At 31.8% G+C, this 20,089-nt stretch carries 17 protein-coding genes; 4 read left to right on the forward strand and 13 right to left on the reverse strand.

The genetic code is table 11. From position 1 onward, the window contains the following. Positions 1–189: 189 nt before the first annotated feature. The 8 genes from KQS_RS00240 to KQS_RS00275 form a co-directional block, all read right to left on the reverse strand. Positions 190–786 carry an SOS response-associated peptidase gene (locus KQS_RS00240; protein WP_014387206.1) on the reverse strand — a complete coding sequence of 199 codons (597 nt, stop codon included), beginning with the start codon at positions 784–786 and terminating at the stop codon, positions 190–192. 4 nt (positions 787–790) lie between these two features. Continuing rightward, entirely contained in the window at positions 791–2,053 is a 1,263-nt protein-coding gene (locus KQS_RS00245) for a Y-family DNA polymerase (RefSeq protein WP_014387207.1), read from the reverse strand. A gap of 3 nt (positions 2,054–2,056) precedes the next feature. Continuing rightward, complete coding sequence (locus KQS_RS00250; RefSeq protein WP_014387208.1) at positions 2,057–2,506, reverse strand: LexA family protein; 450 nt, start codon at positions 2,504–2,506, stop codon at positions 2,057–2,059. A 408-nt stretch (positions 2,507–2,914) separates the two neighbouring features. Beyond that, on the reverse strand, positions 2,915–4,513 hold the full coding sequence (locus KQS_RS00255; RefSeq protein ID WP_014387209.1) for a peptide chain release factor 3: 1,599 nt from the start codon (positions 4,511–4,513) through the stop codon (positions 2,915–2,917). 80 nt (positions 4,514–4,593) lie between these two features. Then, positions 4,594–5,307: a 3'-5' exonuclease gene (locus KQS_RS00260; protein ID WP_014387210.1), complete on the reverse strand. Its 714-nt coding sequence runs from the start codon at positions 5,305–5,307 to the stop codon at positions 4,594–4,596. A gap of 10 nt (positions 5,308–5,317) precedes the next feature. After that, positions 5,318–6,478, reverse strand: coding sequence for a serine hydrolase domain-containing protein (locus KQS_RS00265; RefSeq protein WP_014387211.1), 1,161 nt, complete (start codon positions 6,476–6,478; stop codon positions 5,318–5,320). 40 nt (positions 6,479–6,518) lie between these two features. Further along, positions 6,519–6,992 (reverse strand): methylated-DNA--[protein]-cysteine S-methyltransferase, encoded by a 474-nt coding sequence (locus KQS_RS00270; protein ID WP_014387212.1) that lies wholly within the window; start codon positions 6,990–6,992, stop codon positions 6,519–6,521. Positions 6,993–7,051: 59 nt separating this feature from the next. After that, positions 7,052–7,495 (reverse strand): DUF1573 domain-containing protein, encoded by a 444-nt coding sequence (locus KQS_RS00275; RefSeq protein WP_014387213.1) that lies wholly within the window; start codon positions 7,493–7,495, stop codon positions 7,052–7,054. 155 nt (positions 7,496–7,650) lie between these two features. Between KQS_RS00275 and KQS_RS00280 the strand changes: the two genes are divergently transcribed. Then, positions 7,651–8,916, forward strand: a complete 1,266-nt coding sequence (locus KQS_RS00280; RefSeq protein ID WP_014387214.1) for a sensor histidine kinase — start codon at positions 7,651–7,653, stop codon at positions 8,914–8,916. After that, positions 8,909–9,595 (forward strand): response regulator transcription factor, encoded by a 687-nt coding sequence (locus KQS_RS00285; protein WP_014387215.1) that lies wholly within the window; start codon positions 8,909–8,911, stop codon positions 9,593–9,595. The genes KQS_RS00280 and KQS_RS00285 overlap by 8 nt, the downstream gene beginning before the upstream one ends. 14 nt (positions 9,596–9,609) lie before the next feature. On the opposite strand, the gene KQS_RS00290 is transcribed toward KQS_RS00285, so the two are convergent. The 3 genes from KQS_RS00290 to KQS_RS00300 all read right to left on the reverse strand — a co-directional run bounded on the left by KQS_RS00290 (position 9,610) and on the right by KQS_RS00300 (position 15,902). Further along, positions 9,610–10,296, reverse strand: coding sequence for a hypothetical protein (locus tag KQS_RS00290; RefSeq protein WP_014387216.1), 687 nt, complete (start codon positions 10,294–10,296; stop codon positions 9,610–9,612). 132 nt (positions 10,297–10,428) lie between these two features. Continuing rightward, positions 10,429–12,504, reverse strand: a complete 2,076-nt coding sequence (locus KQS_RS00295) for a M13 family metallopeptidase (protein WP_014387217.1) — start codon at positions 12,502–12,504, stop codon at positions 10,429–10,431. Positions 12,505–12,509: 5 nt separating this feature from the next. Beyond that, positions 12,510–15,902 (reverse strand): T9SS type A sorting domain-containing protein, encoded by a 3,393-nt coding sequence (locus tag KQS_RS00300; RefSeq protein WP_014387218.1) that lies wholly within the window; start codon positions 15,900–15,902, stop codon positions 12,510–12,512. A 110-nt stretch (positions 15,903–16,012) separates the two neighbouring features. Between KQS_RS00300 and KQS_RS00305 the strand changes: the two genes are divergently transcribed. Beyond that, a complete protein-coding gene (locus tag KQS_RS00305) occupies positions 16,013–16,687 on the forward strand; it encodes an SCO family protein (protein WP_041251921.1) in 675 nt (224 codons plus the stop codon). Here KQS_RS00305 and KQS_RS00310 read toward each other — a convergent pair. Continuing rightward, complete coding sequence (locus KQS_RS00310; RefSeq protein ID WP_014387220.1) at positions 16,678–17,814, reverse strand: ATP-binding protein; 1,137 nt, start codon at positions 17,812–17,814, stop codon at positions 16,678–16,680. The two genes, KQS_RS00305 and KQS_RS00310, sit on opposite strands and share 10 nt — an antisense overlap. A gap of 46 nt (positions 17,815–17,860) precedes the next feature. Further along, positions 17,861–18,733: an aldo/keto reductase gene (locus KQS_RS00315; RefSeq protein WP_394332339.1), complete on the reverse strand. Its 873-nt coding sequence runs from the start codon at positions 18,731–18,733 to the stop codon at positions 17,861–17,863. A gap of 290 nt (positions 18,734–19,023) precedes the next feature. On the opposite strand from KQS_RS00315, the gene KQS_RS00325 reads away from it, so the two are divergent. Next, complete coding sequence (locus KQS_RS00325) at positions 19,024–20,028, forward strand: AAA family ATPase (RefSeq protein ID WP_014387222.1); 1,005 nt, start codon at positions 19,024–19,026, stop codon at positions 20,026–20,028. The last annotated feature ends 61 nt before the right edge of the window (positions 20,029–20,089 follow it).

The following is a 20,089-nucleotide window of genomic DNA, read 5'->3' on the forward strand; positions in this document are numbered from 1 at the left end:
ATAAAAAAGTACTGTAGCACCAATTCCAATTAGAGATAAAATAATTGAACTGTTTAAATTTGATTATTTACTTATAATGTTTAGTAAACTAAATATAAAAACTAAATTTGGTAAAATTGTTTCCTTTGTAAATTCTATTTTTCTTTTATTTTTTAAAACTAATGTGCCAAACTACTTTTAGGTGCAGTTTTATATTTCTATCGCTTTTAATCTGTCATTTTGCATGATCAATTCTTGTCCGTTTAGCCAATTTTGCTCCTTGTCTGCAGAAAGAATAATAGGCATACGTTTTTTTGTATTGTGTATTTTGCTCATTAGTTCGTTTGCTTCAGTGGTTAAAATAGTATAGGTATTGATAATTTCCCCAGTGGATTTGTCAATCCATTCGCTCCATAGCCCTGCAAATGCAAAAAGTTCATTTTCTGGTAATGTTAATTCATATTTTTGTTTTCTTTTATCGTCTAACCATTTCCATTCGTAAAAAGCATCCGCCAGTATTAAACAACGATTATTTACTATATTTCTAAAACTTGGTTTTTCGTGTATGGTTTCTATTCTGGCGTTTAAAGTGTTTTTCTTTATCGTATCGTCTTTTGCCCAAAATGGTAGTAAACCCCAACTGAACAGTTGAATTTCATTTGGCTGCTTGTTTGTAATTATAGGTGTTTTTGGAAATTGAAATCCGTTATAAACAGATGGTGTAAACCCTTTTTCATCTTTGAAATTGGCTTTAAAACGATGTTTTAATTCTTGTGCCGATTTAGATTGTTTGGAGTGGAAACACATAGCGCTAAACATTTATGGTGATGATGTCACTTAATCTTGTGGTATAGCAAGGTGATAATTTCTTCTGTTTCATTTTCCATACACGTTTTTGGTCTTGTGAAGCGAGACGTACTTTATGTTGTCCAAAATTTGAATTTATTTTATCAATAGCTTGCATTAATGGAATATGCCGCTCATTTCGACTTTCAAAAAGTAAGGTTTGTTCCACCCTTTCAGGTGTAAAATCTTGTACAATTACTCCAGCTTTTTTATAAGCAAAACCTTGTTTGAATATTTTTCTCAATCCTTGTTTGGCAAAGGTTGCCAATTCAATACTTGAATTAGTTGGAAATGGTAATTTAATACTAATATTTCGGCTGTATTGAGGCAAATCTTTTCTATATCCATTGCTGTGAATGAATACCATTATAGAATTACAACAAGATTTTTGTTTTCTTAATTTTTCTGCGCACGCACTTGCAAAGGTTGAAATGCGTTCATTAAGATCTTCAAACTCTGTATAATTGGTTTCAAAACTTCTCGTAGTTGCAATGTTTTTTTTCGCTTGCGTTTCTTCGAGATCAAGTGTTGGAATGCCTTGTAAGTCGTGTTTTATTCGAAGTCCAACCACGGCTAAATTTTTCCTTACCCAATCGTCCGAAAGTTGTGTAAAGTCATATGCTGTAATTACATTATGAGCATTAAGTCGTTTGGCATGTTGTCTTCCAATTCCCCATACGTCTTCTATTTTTAACCATTTAAGAGCTTTGATACGTTTTTCTTCGTTGTCGATACTATAACAACCATTTGTTTTATTCGGAAATTTTTTGGCAATACGGTTGGCAAGTTTTGAAAGTGTTTTGGTGGGAGCAATCCCCACGCTTATAGGTATTCCTGTCCATTTAGTTACTTTATAACGCATTTCTTCTCCATGCTTTTGCAGATTAAAATGCTTTTCGAACCCCTTGAATTTTAAAAAACATTCGTCAATACTGTAAATTTCCATTTCGGGCGAATAGTCTGAAAGTATTGTCATTACTCGATTGCTCATGTCGCCATATAAAGCAAAATTTGCTGAAAAAACGTTTACATCATGTTGTTTAAAAAACTTTTCGTATTTAAATGCTGGAGCACCCATTGGAATTCCAACAGCTTTAGCTTCGTTACTTCGCGCTATTACACAACCGTCATTATTTGAAAGCACAACAATTGGCTTTCCGTTCAAATCTGGACGAAAAACGCGCTCACAAGAAGCATAAAAGTTATTACAGTCAATTAATGCAAACATTTTTTATACATATTTGATAACGTGAGTAACGATTCCCCAAATTAAGAAATTATTGTCTTCGGTTACTTTAATTGGTTGGTAATCTTCATTTTCTGGAATAAGCCAAACTTCATTTTTCGTAATTTTAATACGTTTGGCCGTAAATTCTCCATCAATATAACAAACGGCAATTTTGTCGTTTATAGGTTCTAAACTTCGATCAATTATTAGTAAATCACCATCGTTAATACCTGCATTTATAAGCGAAACGCCTTTAACCCTTCCGTAAAATGTAGCAGATGGATGTTTAATAAGATGCTTATTAAGGTCAATAGAAATATCTATAAAATCTAATGCGGGAGAAGGAAAACCAGCACTTATACCTTCGTCCACAAAAGGCAATTCAAGAACAGTTTTAGTTTCTGCCGAAAAAATATCAATACTATTGCTTGAGTGTAATTTTAAAGGTGTCATTTTATTTCTTTGTTTTTGTCCGTACGCTTGGTTCGGTACTATTGTATTTAGTGTTCCCAGGCTTTGGCACAGAGGCGACTTCTTGATCGCGGTATTATTTCTTGCTAAGATAAGATTTTCTGCTGGAAAATTTAACGTGATATTTGTTGTTTTATAGCTATTTTTCAAAACGTAGTTATAAAAAAGCTTGTATATATTTCCTAATATACTGCAAAAGCAAACACATTTCAAATTTCATAGTAAAGCACTATAGTATAATTTTTTATTGGCTAGCGTGTTTGAAATTCAACACGTCAAGTATAGCCCCGGGTGGAGCGGCACAAAAAAAGGTTGTCCTGCTTTAGACAACCTTTTTTGTATAACGGAACACGGGTGTGTATGTGTTATGAAATGCTATACTTGTGCTCCTTATTCTTTTTTATGATAATCGGATGTGAAATATAATTTTACACTTGGATATTTAGATTGGGTCATTTGGATAGAGAAATCGCTATCCGCTAAGAAAACCAACTGTCCGTGTTTGTCGTGACCTAAGAATTTTTGTTTTACACGTTTAAACTCGGCAAATTCTTCGTTCTTTGGATCATCGGGTAATACCCAACACGCTTTATAAGCCGGGAAGTTTTCGTAGGTACATTTAGCGCCGTATTCGTGCTCTAAACGGTATTGAATTACTTCGTATTGAAGGGCACCAACAGTTCCAATTACTTTTCTGCCGTTCATTTCAATGGTAAACAATTGGGCAACACCTTCGTCCATTAATTGGTCTAAGCCTTTTTCTAATTGTTTGGCTTTCAATGGGTCGGCATTGTTTACATAACGGAAGTGCTCCGGTGAAAAACTTGGAATACCTTTGAAATTCATAATTTCGCCTTCGGTTAAGGTATCGCCAATTTTAAAGTTTCCGGTATCGTGTAAACCTACAATATCACCTGGATAAGAGATGTCTACGATTTCTTTTTTCTCAGCAAAGAACGCATTTGGACTTGAGAATTTTAAGTTTTTCCCATGGCGTACATGCAGATAAGGTTTGTTGCGTTCAAACACACCCGATACAATTTTTACAAACGCTAAACGGTCGCGGTGTTTTGGATCCATATTCGCGTGAATTTTAAACACAAATCCACTGAATTTATTTTCGTTGGGTTGCACTAAACGGGTGTCTGATTCTTTGGGTTTGGGTTGTGGTGCAATTTCAATGAATGCATCTAATAACTCGCGTACTCCAAAGTTATTTAAAGCCGAACCAAAGAATACAGGTTGTAATTTACCAGTTAGATAAGCATCTCTGTCAAAAGCAGGATACACTTCTTCAACTAATTCTAATTCTTCACGAAGTTTGTTGGCTGGTTTTTCGCCTATTATTTTTTCTAATTCCGGACTGTTAATGTCGCTAAATGCAATGGTTTCTTCAATATTTTTACGACTGTCGCCTTCAAACAAGTTGATGTTTTTTTCCCAAATATTATAAATCCCTTGGAAATCATAACCCATACCTATAGGGAAACTTAGCGGAGTAACATGTAAACCTAATTTTTTTTCTACTTCGTCCATCAAATCGAACGCATCTTTTCCTTCACGGTCTAATTTGTTGATGAAAACAATCATAGGTATGTTACGCATGCGGCATACTTCTACTAATTTTTCGGTTTGTTCCTCCACCCCTTTAGCTACGTCGATTACTACAATTACGGAGTCTACAGCAGTTAAGGTACGAAAAGTATCTTCTGCAAAGTCTTTGTGACCAGGCGTATCTAAAATGTTTATTTTTTTGTCTTTATAGTTAAAAGCTAATACCGATGTTGCTACCGAAATTCCTCTTTGACGCTCAATTTCCATGAAGTCGGAAGTAGCTCCTTTTTTAATTTTATTACTTTTTACGGCTCCTGCTTCTTGGATAGCACCACCAAATAAAAGTAACTTTTCAGTTAAAGTTGTTTTACCCGCATCGGGGTGCGAAATGATACCGAAGGTTCTTCTACGTGCGATTTCTTTTTCGAAACTCATGTTAAAAAATTTTTGCAAAGGTAGTTATTCTATAAACGAAAAAAAACCTTAGAAGGACTAAGGTTTCAAATATCAACTATTTATATTTTTAAAATCTGATCTTCTTGAAGTAATTTTTCCCCACGTAGTCTTAAAATTACTTGTGCAACTGCTACTACATCTTTTTCACAATACGTAATGATTCGGTCAATGTCTTTGTCAATGTAATATACTTTTGCGACTTCACTTCCGTCTATATCGTCTTTTGGTGAAGGAATGCCTAATACTTTAGTTAATAATTTTAAAGAAGTAAAATGTTTATAGTCGCCAAATTTCCATAATTCCATGGTATCTAAATGTGGAACTTCCCAAGGTTTTTTACCCATTATATTTAGTTTATTGGGTACTTTAATACCGTGAATAAACATTCTTCTTATAATATATGGGAAATCAAATTCTTTGGCATTATGACCACACATCAAATGAACAGGCAAAGAAAAATGATTGTTGATTAAATTAGCGAAATCTTGTAAAATTTTATCTTCCTCTCCGTGAAATGTCGTTACTCTAAATTGTTTTTCTCCTTTTTTAAAAGTAAAATAGCCAACAGATATACAAATTATTTTTCCAAATTCAGCCCAGATTCCAGCTCTTTCATAAAACGCTTCCGCTGTTATTTCATCTTTTCGTTGATAAGCTGTTTTTTGTGCGAACAATTCTTGATAATCGGAATCTAGAGAATTGAAATTTTCAAATTCAGGAACCGTTTCAATGTCTAAAAATAAAATGTTTTCTAATTGAATTAAATCAAGCATAGGTTAAGTGTTATTTTTTACGTTTTTCAAGCATTTTATAGGCTTCTTCAACATAAATGTATAAATCATTGCTATGGGGGTCGGTTTGGGTTTGTTTTCCTTTTAAATGTCCTAAACGAACGATAATTAGATCGTCTTCTGGAATTACAATTACAAATTGACCTAAATGACCACGCATATAGAATAGTTTTTTTCCATTTATTTGGTGTAACCACCATCCGTAACCATATTCTGGACTTTCTTTAAATCGTGGTTGTAATGATTTTGCAATAAATGTAGAGTCTAACAATTGTTGTCCATTCCATTTACCGTGTTGTTTGTATAATTTTCCAAAACGCGCAAAATCTCTAGCGTTACTTGCAATACAACAATAGGCTTTTTCAATACCATCAGGTTCGTGGTCTAATTGCCACAAGGCATCGTTTTCTGCACCCATAGGTTGCCAAAACGATTTAGAAACATAATCTGATAAATATTCACCCGTTGCTTTTTCAATACACATGGCTAAAAGTTGGGTTGCACCACTTAAATAGTTAAAAGACTGTCCTGGTTTTTCTTTAACGTTGAGACCTAGGATCACCTTTTTTAAATCATCATCAAAATAAGCGCGTGTTACAATTGAAAAAGGGCTGTAATATTTTTCATCCCAACTTAATCCAGACGCCATTGAAGATAAATCACCTACTGTTACTTCTTTGGCATATTTTCCTTTTAATTCTGGAAAAAAATCGGTTACTTTTTGGTCTAAACTTTTAATTTTACCTTGCATTATAGCTTTTCCTAAAGCTGCCGAAACTACACTTTTGGCCATTGAAAACGAATTGGATTTTGAATTTGCAGTGAAGCCGTCAAAATAACTTTCATGAAATATACTGTCGTTTTTTAGTATAACATATGCAATGGTTTGCAGTTCTTGGTGTGTTTTATTTAATTTTTCGGTTGCAGCAATTTGATTATAGTCTTTTGTTAAAGCCCATGGTTGAGCGGTTCCTTTTTTTATCGTTCGATTAGGGAATTCTTTATAATCTTCTAAAAAGGCAGTTACATAGCCTTTAAAATAGATGGTTCTTACAGCACGTAATAAGTAATCTACATCAAATATGTACATTAAAAGGATGGTACTCGCCAATACAATGACAAACCATTTTGCTATTTTTTTAAGTATTCTCATGTTTTTTTAAAAAAGAATTATACAAATGTAAGAAAATATATTAAAACAAAACTTGTTGTTTGACTGGGTTTTCATGGTCCAATAACCATTTTTTTCGCCATAGTCCACCAGCATAACCGGTCAATGAACCATCGGAACCAATAACACGATGACAAGGGACTACAATCCATAATGGGTTTTTGCCATTGGCATTGGCTACTGCTCTGATTGCTTTTGGATCTCCTAATTGATTGGTAATTTCTTGATAGGAAACAGTTTTTCCAAATGGAATTTTTAATAATTCCTTCCAAACTTTTTTTTGAAATTCTGTTCCCGATGGATTCAATTTAAAATCAAAATGTGTTCGCTTACCCAAAAAATATTCTTCTAATTGAGTTACTGCAGTTGTTAATGCGTCAGGTATTATAGTGGATAATTCCTCTTCATTTGAAGTAACCGAAATTTTAGAAATCCCCAATTCATCACCTTCAATCAAGGTAAATCCTAAGGGAGAGTTGATGATAACTTTATTCATAAAAAAATCCCGATAAGTGTAAAGCCTTACCGGGATTAAATATAATAAAAACAACTGAATTATTTTGTTACAGGCGCTGGAGTTTCATCCGCTTTAACAGTTCCTTTAATTGTTAAAATTTTAGGAGTAGTGTTTTCTTCACTTGTAGTTACTGTTACTGTTTTGTGGAAAGCCCCTGGAGTAGCTGCATTATAAGTAGCAGTTACAGTTCCTTTTTCACCTGGTTTAATAACTGTTTTAGTGTAGTTTGTAGCTGTACAACCACAAGATGCTTTTACGTTAGTTAATAACACATCTTTTTTAGTTGTGTTAGTAAAAGTAAACTCATAAGAAACAGGTTTGTTTTTTTCAATAGTTCCAAATTCATGAGCATCTTTTTCCCATTTTAATTGAGAAGGTGTTTGTGGTGCTACTTGAATAGTTGCAGGTTTAGATTCTGCTTGTTGAGCAAAAGCCGCAGTTGAAGCAAATAATGCAAATGCTAAAATTTTAATAGTTTTCATATTGTGTATATTTTTTAATTTTGTTTTAAGCAAATGTAATAACAAATTTAGTATTTTCTGTTAATCAGTTGTTTTTATGGTGTTAATGAGTTGTTAATGGTTAAATTTGTTGAATTATTTGTAATAATATCGCTGAATAATTAGTTAATTAATAAATGAAAATATCAAGATTAAATATAGTTATAGTAATAGGATTTCTAGCTATTGTAGGGGTTATTATCATGCAATTGCTCTTAATTAATAACGCCTATAAACTGGAAAAAAATGAAACAGAAGATAAAATCTTCTTTACTTTACAAGATGTTTTAGAAAAAGTGTATCGCGATAAAAACTCGGGTTTAACAGTCACGGATCAGGTAAAGAAACAGTCCGATAATTATTATATTGTTAATGTAGATGATGAATTTGAGAGTACAATTATTGAACATTATTTGACAGAAGAATTCCAACGATTGAAATTAGATTTAGCATTTGAATATGCGGTTTACAATTGTACTTCAAATGAAATGGCTTATGGAAGCTATATTTCTAGTAAAGGTGAAAAAGAACCTATAAAATGTAAAACGTGTTTTACTAAAAACAATGACTATACCTATTATTTTGCGATTCATTTTCCAGAAATAAAACAAAATTATTTTAAAAATTTAGAGCAATATTGGGTCTTTACAGGTGTTTTGTTTTTGGTTTTAATCATCTATGTTTATTCGGTTTTATTAATGCTGAAGCAAAAAAAATACACGGAGTTACAAAAAGATTTTATTAATAATATGACGCACGAATTTAAAACACCATTGGCTTCTATTTTAATTGCGTCAAATTATACTAAAAATCAACCTGAAATTAAAAATAATCCAAGATTAAGTAAGTACAATCAAATTATTATTGATCAGTCAAATAAACTTAATCAACATATTGAGAAGATATTATATGTTGCCAAAACGGAAAGTAAACAATCTTTTATCGAAAAATCACAATTTGAGTTATTACCTGTATTGGAGTTAGTGAAAGAAAATGTGTTTTTAAAATTTGAAAAAAACATTGAAATAGAAATTGATTGCAAAAAAAATTATAAAATTAAGGCGGATAAATTCCATTTTTATAATATGATATTTAACTTAGTAGATAATGCCGTTAAATATTCAGGAACAGAACCAGAGGTAAAAATGAAAGTCAAAGAAATGGATGGAAAGTTAGCCATACAAGTTAAGGATAATGGCGCGGGAATTCCAGAAAAAGACTTATCTTTCGTTTTTGATAAGTTTTATAGGGTGGCCAGAGAAGATAGTAAAGAAATTGAAGGTTTTGGAATTGGTCTTTCCTATGTAAAAAAATTATGCGACATGCATCAATGGAAAATCACCATTCAGAATAATATTGATAAAGGAATTACAGTGCAAATTTTAATTCATGATTATGAATAAGAAAAGAGTTTTATATATTGAAGATGATGAAACATTAGCTTTTTTAACAGCTGATAATTTAGAACAATATTTTGATGTAACACATTGTAATAATGGGCAAAATGGGTTTGATACATTTTGTAAAGATACTTTTGACATTGTAGTTTTAGATATAATGTTGCCCGATATGGATGGTTTTGAAATTGCGGAAAATATTAGAAAAAAAAATCAAGAAATTCCAATTATTTTTCTTTCAGCCAAAACGATGAAAGAAGATAGAATTAAAGGTTTAAAATTGGGTGCCGATGATTATTTAGTAAAGCCCTATTCTATCGAAGAATTAATATTAAAGATTGAAGTTTTTCTCACTCGTAGTCAAAAAACAGCAGAAAAACCATTGAAAAAGGTTTATGAATTTGGTAACTTTACATTTGAACCAGAAAATTATTTGATAAAAAATAAAGATTCAAAAACAACATTAACCGAACGCGAAGCACAACTGTTAAAATTATTTTTAGATCATCCCAATACAGTATTAAAACGCGAAAAGATATTAATGGAACTGTGGGGAAGTGATGATTATTTTCTGGGTAGAAGTTTAGATGTGTTTATTTCTCGACTAAGAAAAATAATTAAAGAAGAACCAAATTTTGCTATTGAAAATATACCAAGAGTAGGGTTTAAATGGGTTTCTGAATAAAATAAAACGCCATTTTATGTTGGGCTTTTTTCTTGCTCTTTTAGTATCATAAATTTATAAAAAGTAAAATGTGATAAGCCATAAGAAAAGATAACCATTTGATAAATGGCTTCACTTTTTATGTAAAATTTATTTATAAAAAAGGCACCAATTTGTATTATGAACAAAATAGCACTAATTAAAAGCCAATATCCTTTTAAATCATGGTTGTTGTTATAGTTAATAATAGCAATGCCACCTATTATTGAAGTAATAAAAGCATTTATAATCCATATAAATAATGAGTCTCCAAGGGAATGTAATACTAATTCAATTAAATACAAGTAAATAATAAAAAAAGGCAAACAAGCAATTCCTATCGGAACTCGATTTTCTTTGTTAAGAAAAGGAATTAAAATTAACAATAATAAAAATTTAAAACCTACAGACAAAACACTACCAATAATGAAATTATGAGGATTGCTCGTTGCAAAAATCATTGATGCAAATTGATAAAATAATAAGGCTATTATATAAAGTGTGTTTTTTTTTCCAGAAATAAAATAAAGTATTAAAAGAATTGGTATTCTTATGAACCAAAAAATACTTTCGCCTAATGTTATATTAAAAATAGAACATAGACTATATAAAACTAAGTTTATAAAATAAATTAGTATAAAAGTATGAATTAAAGCTTCTTTTTTAGTCTTGACTTCTAACATTAATTATTTTTTTACACAATTTACGAGATTTTTACTTGTAAATAGAACAAATTGTTTTTTATAAGGTTAATTTAATATGCCTTATAATTATAAAGATATAAAAAACCCGCAGAATTTTGCGGGTTTCTAATTTTACCAAATTTTTACTCGTTTTTCAGGAGCTAAATACATTCCATCTCCAGGTTCAATGTTAAAAGCTTTGTAGAAGGCTTCTATATTTTGTAAAGGCACGTATGCTCTGTACATACCTGGTGAGTGCGGGTCGGTCTTAACTTGATTTTTTATTGCTTCATCACGCATTTTACTTCTCCAGATAGTTGCCCATGAAATAAAGAAACGTTGCTCAGGAGTAAATCCATCAATTAAACCAGGATTGCCTTTTTCTTTTAAATAAATTTGCAAACCATCATATGCAGCATTCACACCACCTAAGTCACCAATGTTTTCACCTAAAGTAAATTTTCCATCAACATAAATGCCTGGTAAGGGTTGTAAAGCAGAATATTGATCAGCTAAAGCTCCACCTAATTGAGTAAATTGTTTTAAATCTTCCTCACTCCACCAATTGATTAAATTTCCTTCTGCGTTGTATCTTGATCCAGAATCATCAAAACCATGTGAAATTTCATGACCAATTACACCACCAATTCCACCATAATTTACTGCCTCATCAGCTCTATAATCATAGAAGGGAGGTTGTAATATAGCAGCTGGGAATACTATTTCATTATTTGTTGGGTTATAATAAGCATTTACAGTTTGTGGAGACATTCCCCATTCTTCTTTATCTACTGGTTTGCCATATTTTTCTAAATTTTTCTTGTTATTCCATTTGCTTATGGCAATGTTGTTTTCATATAAGTTACCTCCTTGTTCAGGACTTTTTATAACTAAGTCGCTATAATCTTTCCATTTATCTGGATAACCAATCTTTACTCTGAATTTTTTTAATTTTCCTATTGCATTTACTCTGGTTGCAGGAGTCATCCAAGGTAAATTATTAATTCTATTTTCGTATGCTTTGAAAACATTAGCAATCATTGCTTCTGCCTTTTGTTTTGCTTCTGCTGGAAATTTCTTTTCCACATATAATTTACCTAAAGCCTCGCCTAATACACCGTTTACATCAGCTAAAGCTCTCTCAGTTGCTGGCCTTTGTTTAATTGCACCAGTTAAAGTTTTGCTGTAAAATTCCCAATTTGTTTTTTCAATAGTAGTTGTTAATTCGTCAGCAGCTCCTCTTAATAAGGTCCAACGCATATATGCTTTCCATGAATCTACCTGATTTTCTTTAAATATTTTGTCTAGTTCAGTTAAGTATTTTGGTTGTGAAACAACTACTGAATCTAATTTTGGTAAACCAATTTTTTGGAAATAAGTGTCCCAATTGTTGGAAGTAAATAATTTTTGTAAATCGGAAACAGACATTGGGTTGTATGTTTTTCTTCTGTCTCTTCTTTCTACTCTATCTAATGTAGGTTTGGCCAATGAAGTTTCAAAAGCTAATATTTTTTCAGCATTAGATTTTGAAGTGGCACTGTCTTCTCCTAAAAATTGTAACATTCGAGAAACATGTAAAACATATTTTTCTCTCTTTTCTTTATTGTCTGGCGAATCCGAAACGTAATAATCTCTATCAGGTAAACCTAAACTTCCTGTGCCAACATAAACTACATGTCTGTTGCTGTTTTTAGCGTCTGCACCTACATACGAACCAAAAAATCCTAAGCTTGCTTCCGCACGAAATTCTGTTAAAAGAGCCATAACATCTGCACTAGATTTTACAGCGTCTATTTTTGTTAAATAAGGTTTAATAGGATTAATTCCTGCTTTATTTCTTGCAACGGTATCAAGTATGGTTTTATATAAATTAACGGCTTTTGCTTGATCTGATTTTGGATCTAAATTTTTATTAGCAACTGCCTCATTTAAAATAGCCATTACATCATCGTCGGTATTTTTACGTAATTCGTCAAAACTACCCCAACGTGTTCTGTCTGCAGGAATTTCGGTGTTTTTTATCCAAGTCCCGTTTACATAATTAAAGAAATCTTGTGATGGACTAATGTTTTTGTCCATAAATTGTGTTTGAATCCCAACATTGTTGCTAGGAACAGCTTGAACAGTTTGTTGCTTCGATTTGCAACTATAAATTGCTGTGGCTAAAAAAAGGAAGCCTAAACTTCCCTTAAAAATTCTGTTATTCATTAAAATTAATTTTTAATTATACGTTTAACTATTGAATTGTTATCTGAAGATAGTTTTACAAAGTAAATACCTTCAGCGGCATTTGACAAATCAATTGTTGTTAAATTGTTGTTAGAATTAAACTTGTTTTGTTTTAATATTAACTTTCCAGTTAAATCATATACATCTATTGAAGTTAAAGTTACATCACCAGTTGAAATTGTAACTAAACCATTTGACGGGTTAGGGTAAACAGATATTTGATTCATTTTATAACTATCTGCTGATAATGTTCCTGTAATCACAAAGTCATCTACATTTGCTCCTAATTGATTTACACCTTCATCTGAATGGAAAACAATTCTAAATATTACATTAGTTTCACTGTTTAAAGCCGTTAATGGATAGGTATAAGTTGTTAAAGTAGTATTGGTTCCTGTCCATTGTCCTCCAGGACAGTTATTGCAATCTGTTCCTGTTGTATTTGGCGTTCTGTTACTATTGTACCATCCAGCTCCCATTGATCCTAATAGATTCCAAGTAGCTCCAAAATTTGTGCTGTATTCTACATAAACTACATCCCAATTTAATTCTAAATCATAAGCAAGTTTAAAATTTATTGTTGGATTGATTACAGTACTTAAATTGTAACATTGTGAAATAATGTGGGTTTTTACGCTATTTGCATAATTTCCTGTAGTATTTGTAACATAAGCTGTATTTCCTGCAGTGTTTAATAATCCAGATGTTCTATTGCCTCTTGTCCAACCATTTCCACCTTCATTGATAGTAATTAATTCATCTGAAGCAGATGTAAATGAATTGATTACACCAACTGTTCCAGCATCATTTACATAAAATGGAGTTGTTCCAGCATTATTATCATTATAGGCGTCTCCAGCTGTAGTTACTGTTACATTAATGTTGTGAGAACCTCTTGTAGTGGTAAATGTAGGTAAATCAATTGTTTGGTTTGCGCCAGCTAATATTGATCCAGACCAATTGTATGAATAGGGAACGGCATCAATACTGTAATTGATAACTAAAGAGTTTATTGTTGTTGTTCCTCCGTTTTTAACGGTAATTTGTGGATTAACAGATGTGCCACAATTAATAGTTGAAGTAGGATTGTTTACAGATAAAAACTTCACATCTGTAGGAGGAATTTGTACAGGAATGTCTGATTGCCATATACCTCTTCCATAAGTAGCTGCAATAATTTTATTGTCTTCTAAATTTATTTCTAAATCACGAACAGGTACATTTGGTAAATTAGTATCAAATGGTTGCCATGTTGTCATTGAGTCGTCAATGTAATACACACCTAATGAAGTTCCAACATATAAAGGATTTTCAGTGTTTCTGCCTTGGTGAACAATTATGTTTTTAGAAATAGCAGGTAATCCTGTTGCAATAACTGAAAAAGAAGTTCCACCATTAGTAGATTTGAATGCATTACCTGTTGTGCCGCTGGTTGTAATATAAACGATACTGCTGTTAGAAGAATGAACTGCTACAGATGTAATATTTGAAGTTGCCGTATAAACAGTAGTAAAGTTTAAACCGCTATCGGTACTTTTATACAAACTAGTGCCATTTACTACATAAATAATAGTATCGTTAGAAGGATCAATTGTTATAGATTCTAAATTACCAGTACCTAGCGACGTAATGTTTTGTTGAATCCAACTTCCATTTACAAGTTTGTATAAAGCATCATATCCTGCATACATAGTTCCTTGGCTGTCTCCTCGTAAAGGGGTAATCCAATTTCCATCAATTCCTCCCGGAGAAGCCACACTTCCCGAAATACTGTTTCCTGCATTATTTGAAATGTACATTGAACTTCCATTTTGGATGAATCCATAATATACATTACTGTTGGCTTGACTTACAGCAGCGTCCATTCCATCTGCTCCATAATAATTTTTCCAAGCAGAATTACTAAAAGCATAACCGCCATTATCTTGTAAACCACCCACCATTTTACCCGCAGTTGTTTTGGAAACAGATACTCTGTAGAATTGGCTAATTTGTAATCCGGCAGTAATATCCGTAAAATTAGTTCCATTATTTGTACTTACATAAACACCACCATCACTTCCGCAATATAATTTACCATTTAAAAATTGTAAAAAATGTATGTCCGCATGGGTATAAGCTGCTGAGCTTGGCGAACTCCAGTTGTTTACCTTAGTAACTGAAGCTCCTCCATTAGTAGATTTCCATATATTCAAACAACCTGTAAATAGTAAATTAGCATCCGTATCGGATACCGCTAATGCCAAATCATACCAACCTTGTGTTGATTCTAGAATGTCAGTTGTACCAGAAGTTTTTGTAAAAGTTGATCCGCTATCTGTTGATCTATATATTCCGTTTAATGCATAATTTGGACTAACACCAACACTCAAAACATAAACATACGCACTATTAGCTGAAGTTACATCCAAAATCATTCTACCTGTTGTTCCAGAAGAAGATAAATTGGAAGTAATATTAGTGAAAGTATCACCCGTATTTGTGGATTTATAAAATCGATTATTTGTGGTTGCATACACTACTGTTGGATCGGTTGGTTTAAAACGTACTGATCCTTGAGAAAAATCACCGGTTTGTTCAACAGTCCAATTTGTTCCACCATTTATTGTTCGATATAATCCTGCGCTTGTTGCACAAAGTATAATTTGATTGTTTGTTGGATGTATAATAATATCTCCTGCAAAATTTGATGTTCCGGTAAATGATAATCCCGTTGTATTCCAAGTTAAACCGCCATCTGTTGATTTTAACACACCAACAGAATAGGTGTCAGAAGCATCTTTATCGCCAGTAGCAATATAAATTACATTAGAGTTGGTTGGATCAATTGCTATTCCAGAAACACCAATTTGAGGTAATTCATCTGATAAAGGAGTCCAAGTAGTTCCACTATTTGTTGATTTCCATATTCCACCTGCTGGTGCTCCAATGTATATAGTATTTGGATTTGTTGGGTCAATTGCAACAACATTAACTCTTCCTTGGCCAGAAGACCACGAGCCAGTATTGGTGTGAGTGAAAGGTCCAACAGGTTGCCAATTACTTGGTGGTAAAGCAAAAGTACTTGATGTTCTTCTAGATTGTTTTAATGTGTTTTCTTGTCTCCATACCTCCCATAATTGTTGAGGAGAAATTATAGTTCCATCATCATTTAACTGATTTTCATAGATACTTTCCCATCTCTTAAAGGGCTTGTATCCACTTCCTTTAACGTTTTTGTCTCTTGTTTTCCAAAATTCGTTGAAATTTTGAACTTCTTGATTAAAAGTTGTTGCTGTGTTGTTTGCATTTGCTGTATTCCATGGGGCGTTTTTGTTGAATTGTGAAAATCCAACAATTGAAAGTAAGAAAAAAACAGCTAAGTAAATGTTTTTCATTTGATTAGTAGTTGGTTAGTTAGTACAAACTTAGTAAAAAAATATTCAATTGTTAAATTCTTTAATTCAAGAAACTAGTTTTTATACTTTTGTATTAAATTTTTTTTACCATGTTTAAAAATAAAGTATTTGTAACTTTCTTTATATGTTTATTATTGACAATATTTTTTTCTATATATAGTTTAATGAATAGAAAAAATTTGCCAATTATTACTCCAAGAGATGTAAATCCTGAATTAGTAGATTCTACCGTGCAACATATTGGTTATAACCATAAAATAGCACCTTTTAAGTTTATTAATCAAAACGGAAAGGTTATTACAAATAAAGATTATGAAGGTAAAATTTATGTGGCCGATTTTTTCTTTACCACTTGTCAAACGATTTGTCCCAAAATGACCACCAATATGACTTGGTTGCAAGAGCAAATTAAATACAATCCAAAAGTAAAATTGCTTTCACATACAGTTTTTCCTGATGAAGATACGGTTGAGGTTTTAAAACGTTATGCTAAAGAACGAGGTGTGATTGATGAAAAATGGAATTTAGTTACGGGTGATCAAAGAGAGATTTATAAAATTGCTCGACAATCTTATTTAGTGGTTAAAACAGGAAAACCTGAAGAATTGTATGATATGGTGCATACAGAAAATTTTGTTTTGGTTGATCAAAAGGGGAGAATTCGAGGTTTTTATGACGGAACTTTACTAGACGAAAAAAAAGAAGGAGTAAAAAATGTAAAGCAACTTCTAGAAGATATTGAGTACTTGTCTAATCAAGAATAATTGTACTTCATCTTTCTCAAAATTCGAAGGGATTCTTTAAAATAAACATAAGCTAAAGAATTTTTATAATTTTTTATAACAGTTTTTGCTTCTATTAATTTGTCTTTAGCATCTTTAAAATCATTTAGAAAACAGAGCATTAGGGTTGAAGGAATATTTAAAACTTCTTTTTCGTCCACTAGTTGCCCTTTTTGTAGTTTTTGTATGTTGTTTAAAGTCGCATTGTAGATATGATGCAATAGTTTTTTATTGTATTGAGGCGGTTCAAATAACATTTTGGTTTCCATTTTATAATAACCATTGTCATAAAAGGTAAAAGTTACTTTTTCTAAGGGATAAAAACTGGTTTTGTCATTCAGACCTAAGGGTACATATTCTGTAATATGAAAACTATTTTCGTCATAAGTTATTACAACATCATCTTGGTTAGAATAAAATAATTTAACTTGCTCATTTACAAGTTCAATGTCAACTCTTGAAAAAAAGGTTTGTTCTCTAAATTTTCTTTTTTGACCAGCCCAACAAACTACAAAATTCTCTCTAAACACCTTGTAATGACAAGGTAGGTCTTTATGACGAATTGTAATAAAATCGAGTACACTGTCAAGGGTATTTTCAATGCTGTTTCTTGAATTGTTTTCAATGCTAATTACAGCTTCTACATTGGATTTTGAAACCGGTATTTTTTCAATGGTAGGTGAAGAATTACTACCTATCCGTACAAATGAAGTTTGTGCCGGTATGGTGTGAATTGATTTTTTGAAAAAAGAAATTTTATTTTTAGGTTTTATTGTCACTAAACCAACTACTTTGTCCTTGGGTAAGTTAGGAAAAGGGATGTTTTCATATAAAATTTTCGGAGGATTTTCTAAAAAGGCATTTACTAAATTTTGTATTCTACTATCATCAAAAAAATCATCACCTACAATCTCATTTGTGTCGTCTTCTACACCTACTACAATATAAGAATTATTAAATGGATTAGAGTTCGATAGCGCGCAAATATGTTTTAAAAATTTAGCTTTTCCTTCTTTGGAATGTAAATTTAGTTGACGTTTTTTGTCATAAAAGCTATTCTCATTATTATGAGCTAATAAGTTCTTAATAAGCAATCGCTTGTTTATCATAACTCTTTATCAATATCAAATTTGGATTGTGTAAATTATTATCTTTTTAAGGAACTTTAATGCCTTGGCTTTCTACCCAAATAGCAAACCAATCTTCTAAATCCAACTCAAATGTTTGTAAAAGTTCGATACTACTGATTCTTTCCATTGAAGTAGTTCCTATTACTGGATTAATGTGTGCTGGATGACGCATAATCCATTTTATAAGAAGTACATCTTCTGAAACATTATATTTTTCGCTTAATTGTCCTAATACGTTTTTTAGTCTTAAAGTTTGTGGTGTATCTACACGATAAATAGACCCAAGCGGATTCCAAGCCATCGGTTTAATACAATGATGATTCATATAATCTAGCTCGCCATTTAACATAGGCTCTAAATGGGTAGCTGAAAATTGAATTTGATTATAGGTAACAGCCGTGTGTTTTCTAATTAGTTCTGTTTGTGATGGTGTAAAATTAGACAGACCAAAATTGATAATTTTACCAGAAATTTTCAATTCAGTAATGGCGTCAGCTATAATTTCTGGTTGCATTAAAGGGCTTGGCCTATGTAGTAATAGTACGTCTAAATAATCTGTTTTTAAATTTATTAAAGATTGTTCTACACTCCAAATGATGTATTCTTTACTGTAATCGTAGTGTTTAATTTTATAATCTCGAGCATCACTCACATATTTAATACCACATTTAGAGATAAACTGTACATTTTCTCTAGGAATATTTAAATTGTGCCAAGCTTTTCCAAAAGCGGCCTCTGTTGTGTAACCACCATAAATATCGGCATGGTCAAAAGTAGTTAACCCTTTTTCAATACAATGAAGGATTAATTTTTCCATCTCATTAGTGTTGAGGTTTTTACCCCAAACACCCCAATTCATGGTGCCCACTATGACTGAAGATAGTAAAATTGACATAATTTATTTTTTCTTAAAAGTACGTAAATTTTCTGAAAATATAACGGGTTTATGTAAAAGCTTTGTTAAGTTTAATGTGCAAAAAATAAAATTTTATTTAAAACTTAATTACCAATTCGTAGTAGTATTTCTTAAAATTATGTTTGAGTTTTTTATGGATTTCTTAAAACGATTTTAAATTCTTAAAAAAATCAGTAGTTTTAACGGAGTATTAACACCAAAACTGCTAAAAAAAATTCAATTTGCACCGTACATAGAAAATTTTATTTTTGTGCCTTGTAAAATTGATACCCATGGAAGTAAATCAAGCGAATTTAGATATTGCATCAATCAACGAAAAAATTCAAAATGAAAGCGCATTTATAGATGTGTTAACTTTTGAAATGAATAAAGCAATTGTGGGTCAAAAACACATGATTGAACGATTGTTGATTGGTTTGTTAGGTCAAGGTCATATTTTGTTGGAAGGAATGCCCGGTTTGGCTAAAACATTGGCTATTAACACACTTTCAAAAGTCGTTCATGGATCGTTTAGTCGTATTCAGTTTACCCCTGATTTATTGCCAGCAGACGTGGTTGGAACTTTAGTGTACAATCCTAAAGACGCTGCTTTTTCAGTTAAAAAAGGTCCTGTTTTTGCTAATTTTGTTTTAGCTGATGAGATTAATCGTGCGCCTGCGAAAGTTCAATCGGCTTTGTTAGAAGCTATGCAGGAAAAACAAGTTACTATTGGTGAAACAACGTATAAATTAGATACGCCATTTTTGGTTTTAGCTACTCAAAACCCAGTGGAACAAGAAGGAACTTATCCGCTTCCTGAAGCACAAATGGATCGATTTATGCTTAAGACTGTAGTGGATTATCCAAAAATGGAGGACGAGCAAGCCATTATACGTCAGAGTTTTCAATCGGGTTTAAATACTGTAAATGCAGTTGTAAGTTTGGAACAAATTAAACGCGCTCAGGAATTAGTTCGTCAAGTTTACATGGATGAGAAAATTGAAAAATATATTTTAGATATCATTTTTGCTACACGTTTCCCAGAAAAATACCGATTAGAAAATTTAAAACCTTTAATTAATTATGGTGCTTCGCCAAGAGGAAGTATCAATTTAGCATTGGCAGCAAAATGTTATGCCTTCATTAAACGAAGAGGATACGTAATTCCGGAAGATGTTCGTGCGGTAGTGTATGATGTACTACGTCATCGAATTGGTATTACTTATGAAGCTGAAGCTGAAAATATAACTGCAGAAGATATCATTACAAAAGTATTAAATCAAGTTCAAGTACCGTAGTTTTTGTTTCAAGTTTAAAGTTCTCTTAGTTTAACATTAAACCTGAAACCTGAAACAAAAT

This window comes from Flavobacterium indicum GPTSA100-9 = DSM 17447 (genome assembly GCF_000455605.1).
In the GTDB taxonomy this organism is placed as follows: domain Bacteria; phylum Bacteroidota; class Bacteroidia; order Flavobacteriales; family Flavobacteriaceae; genus Flavobacterium; species Flavobacterium indicum.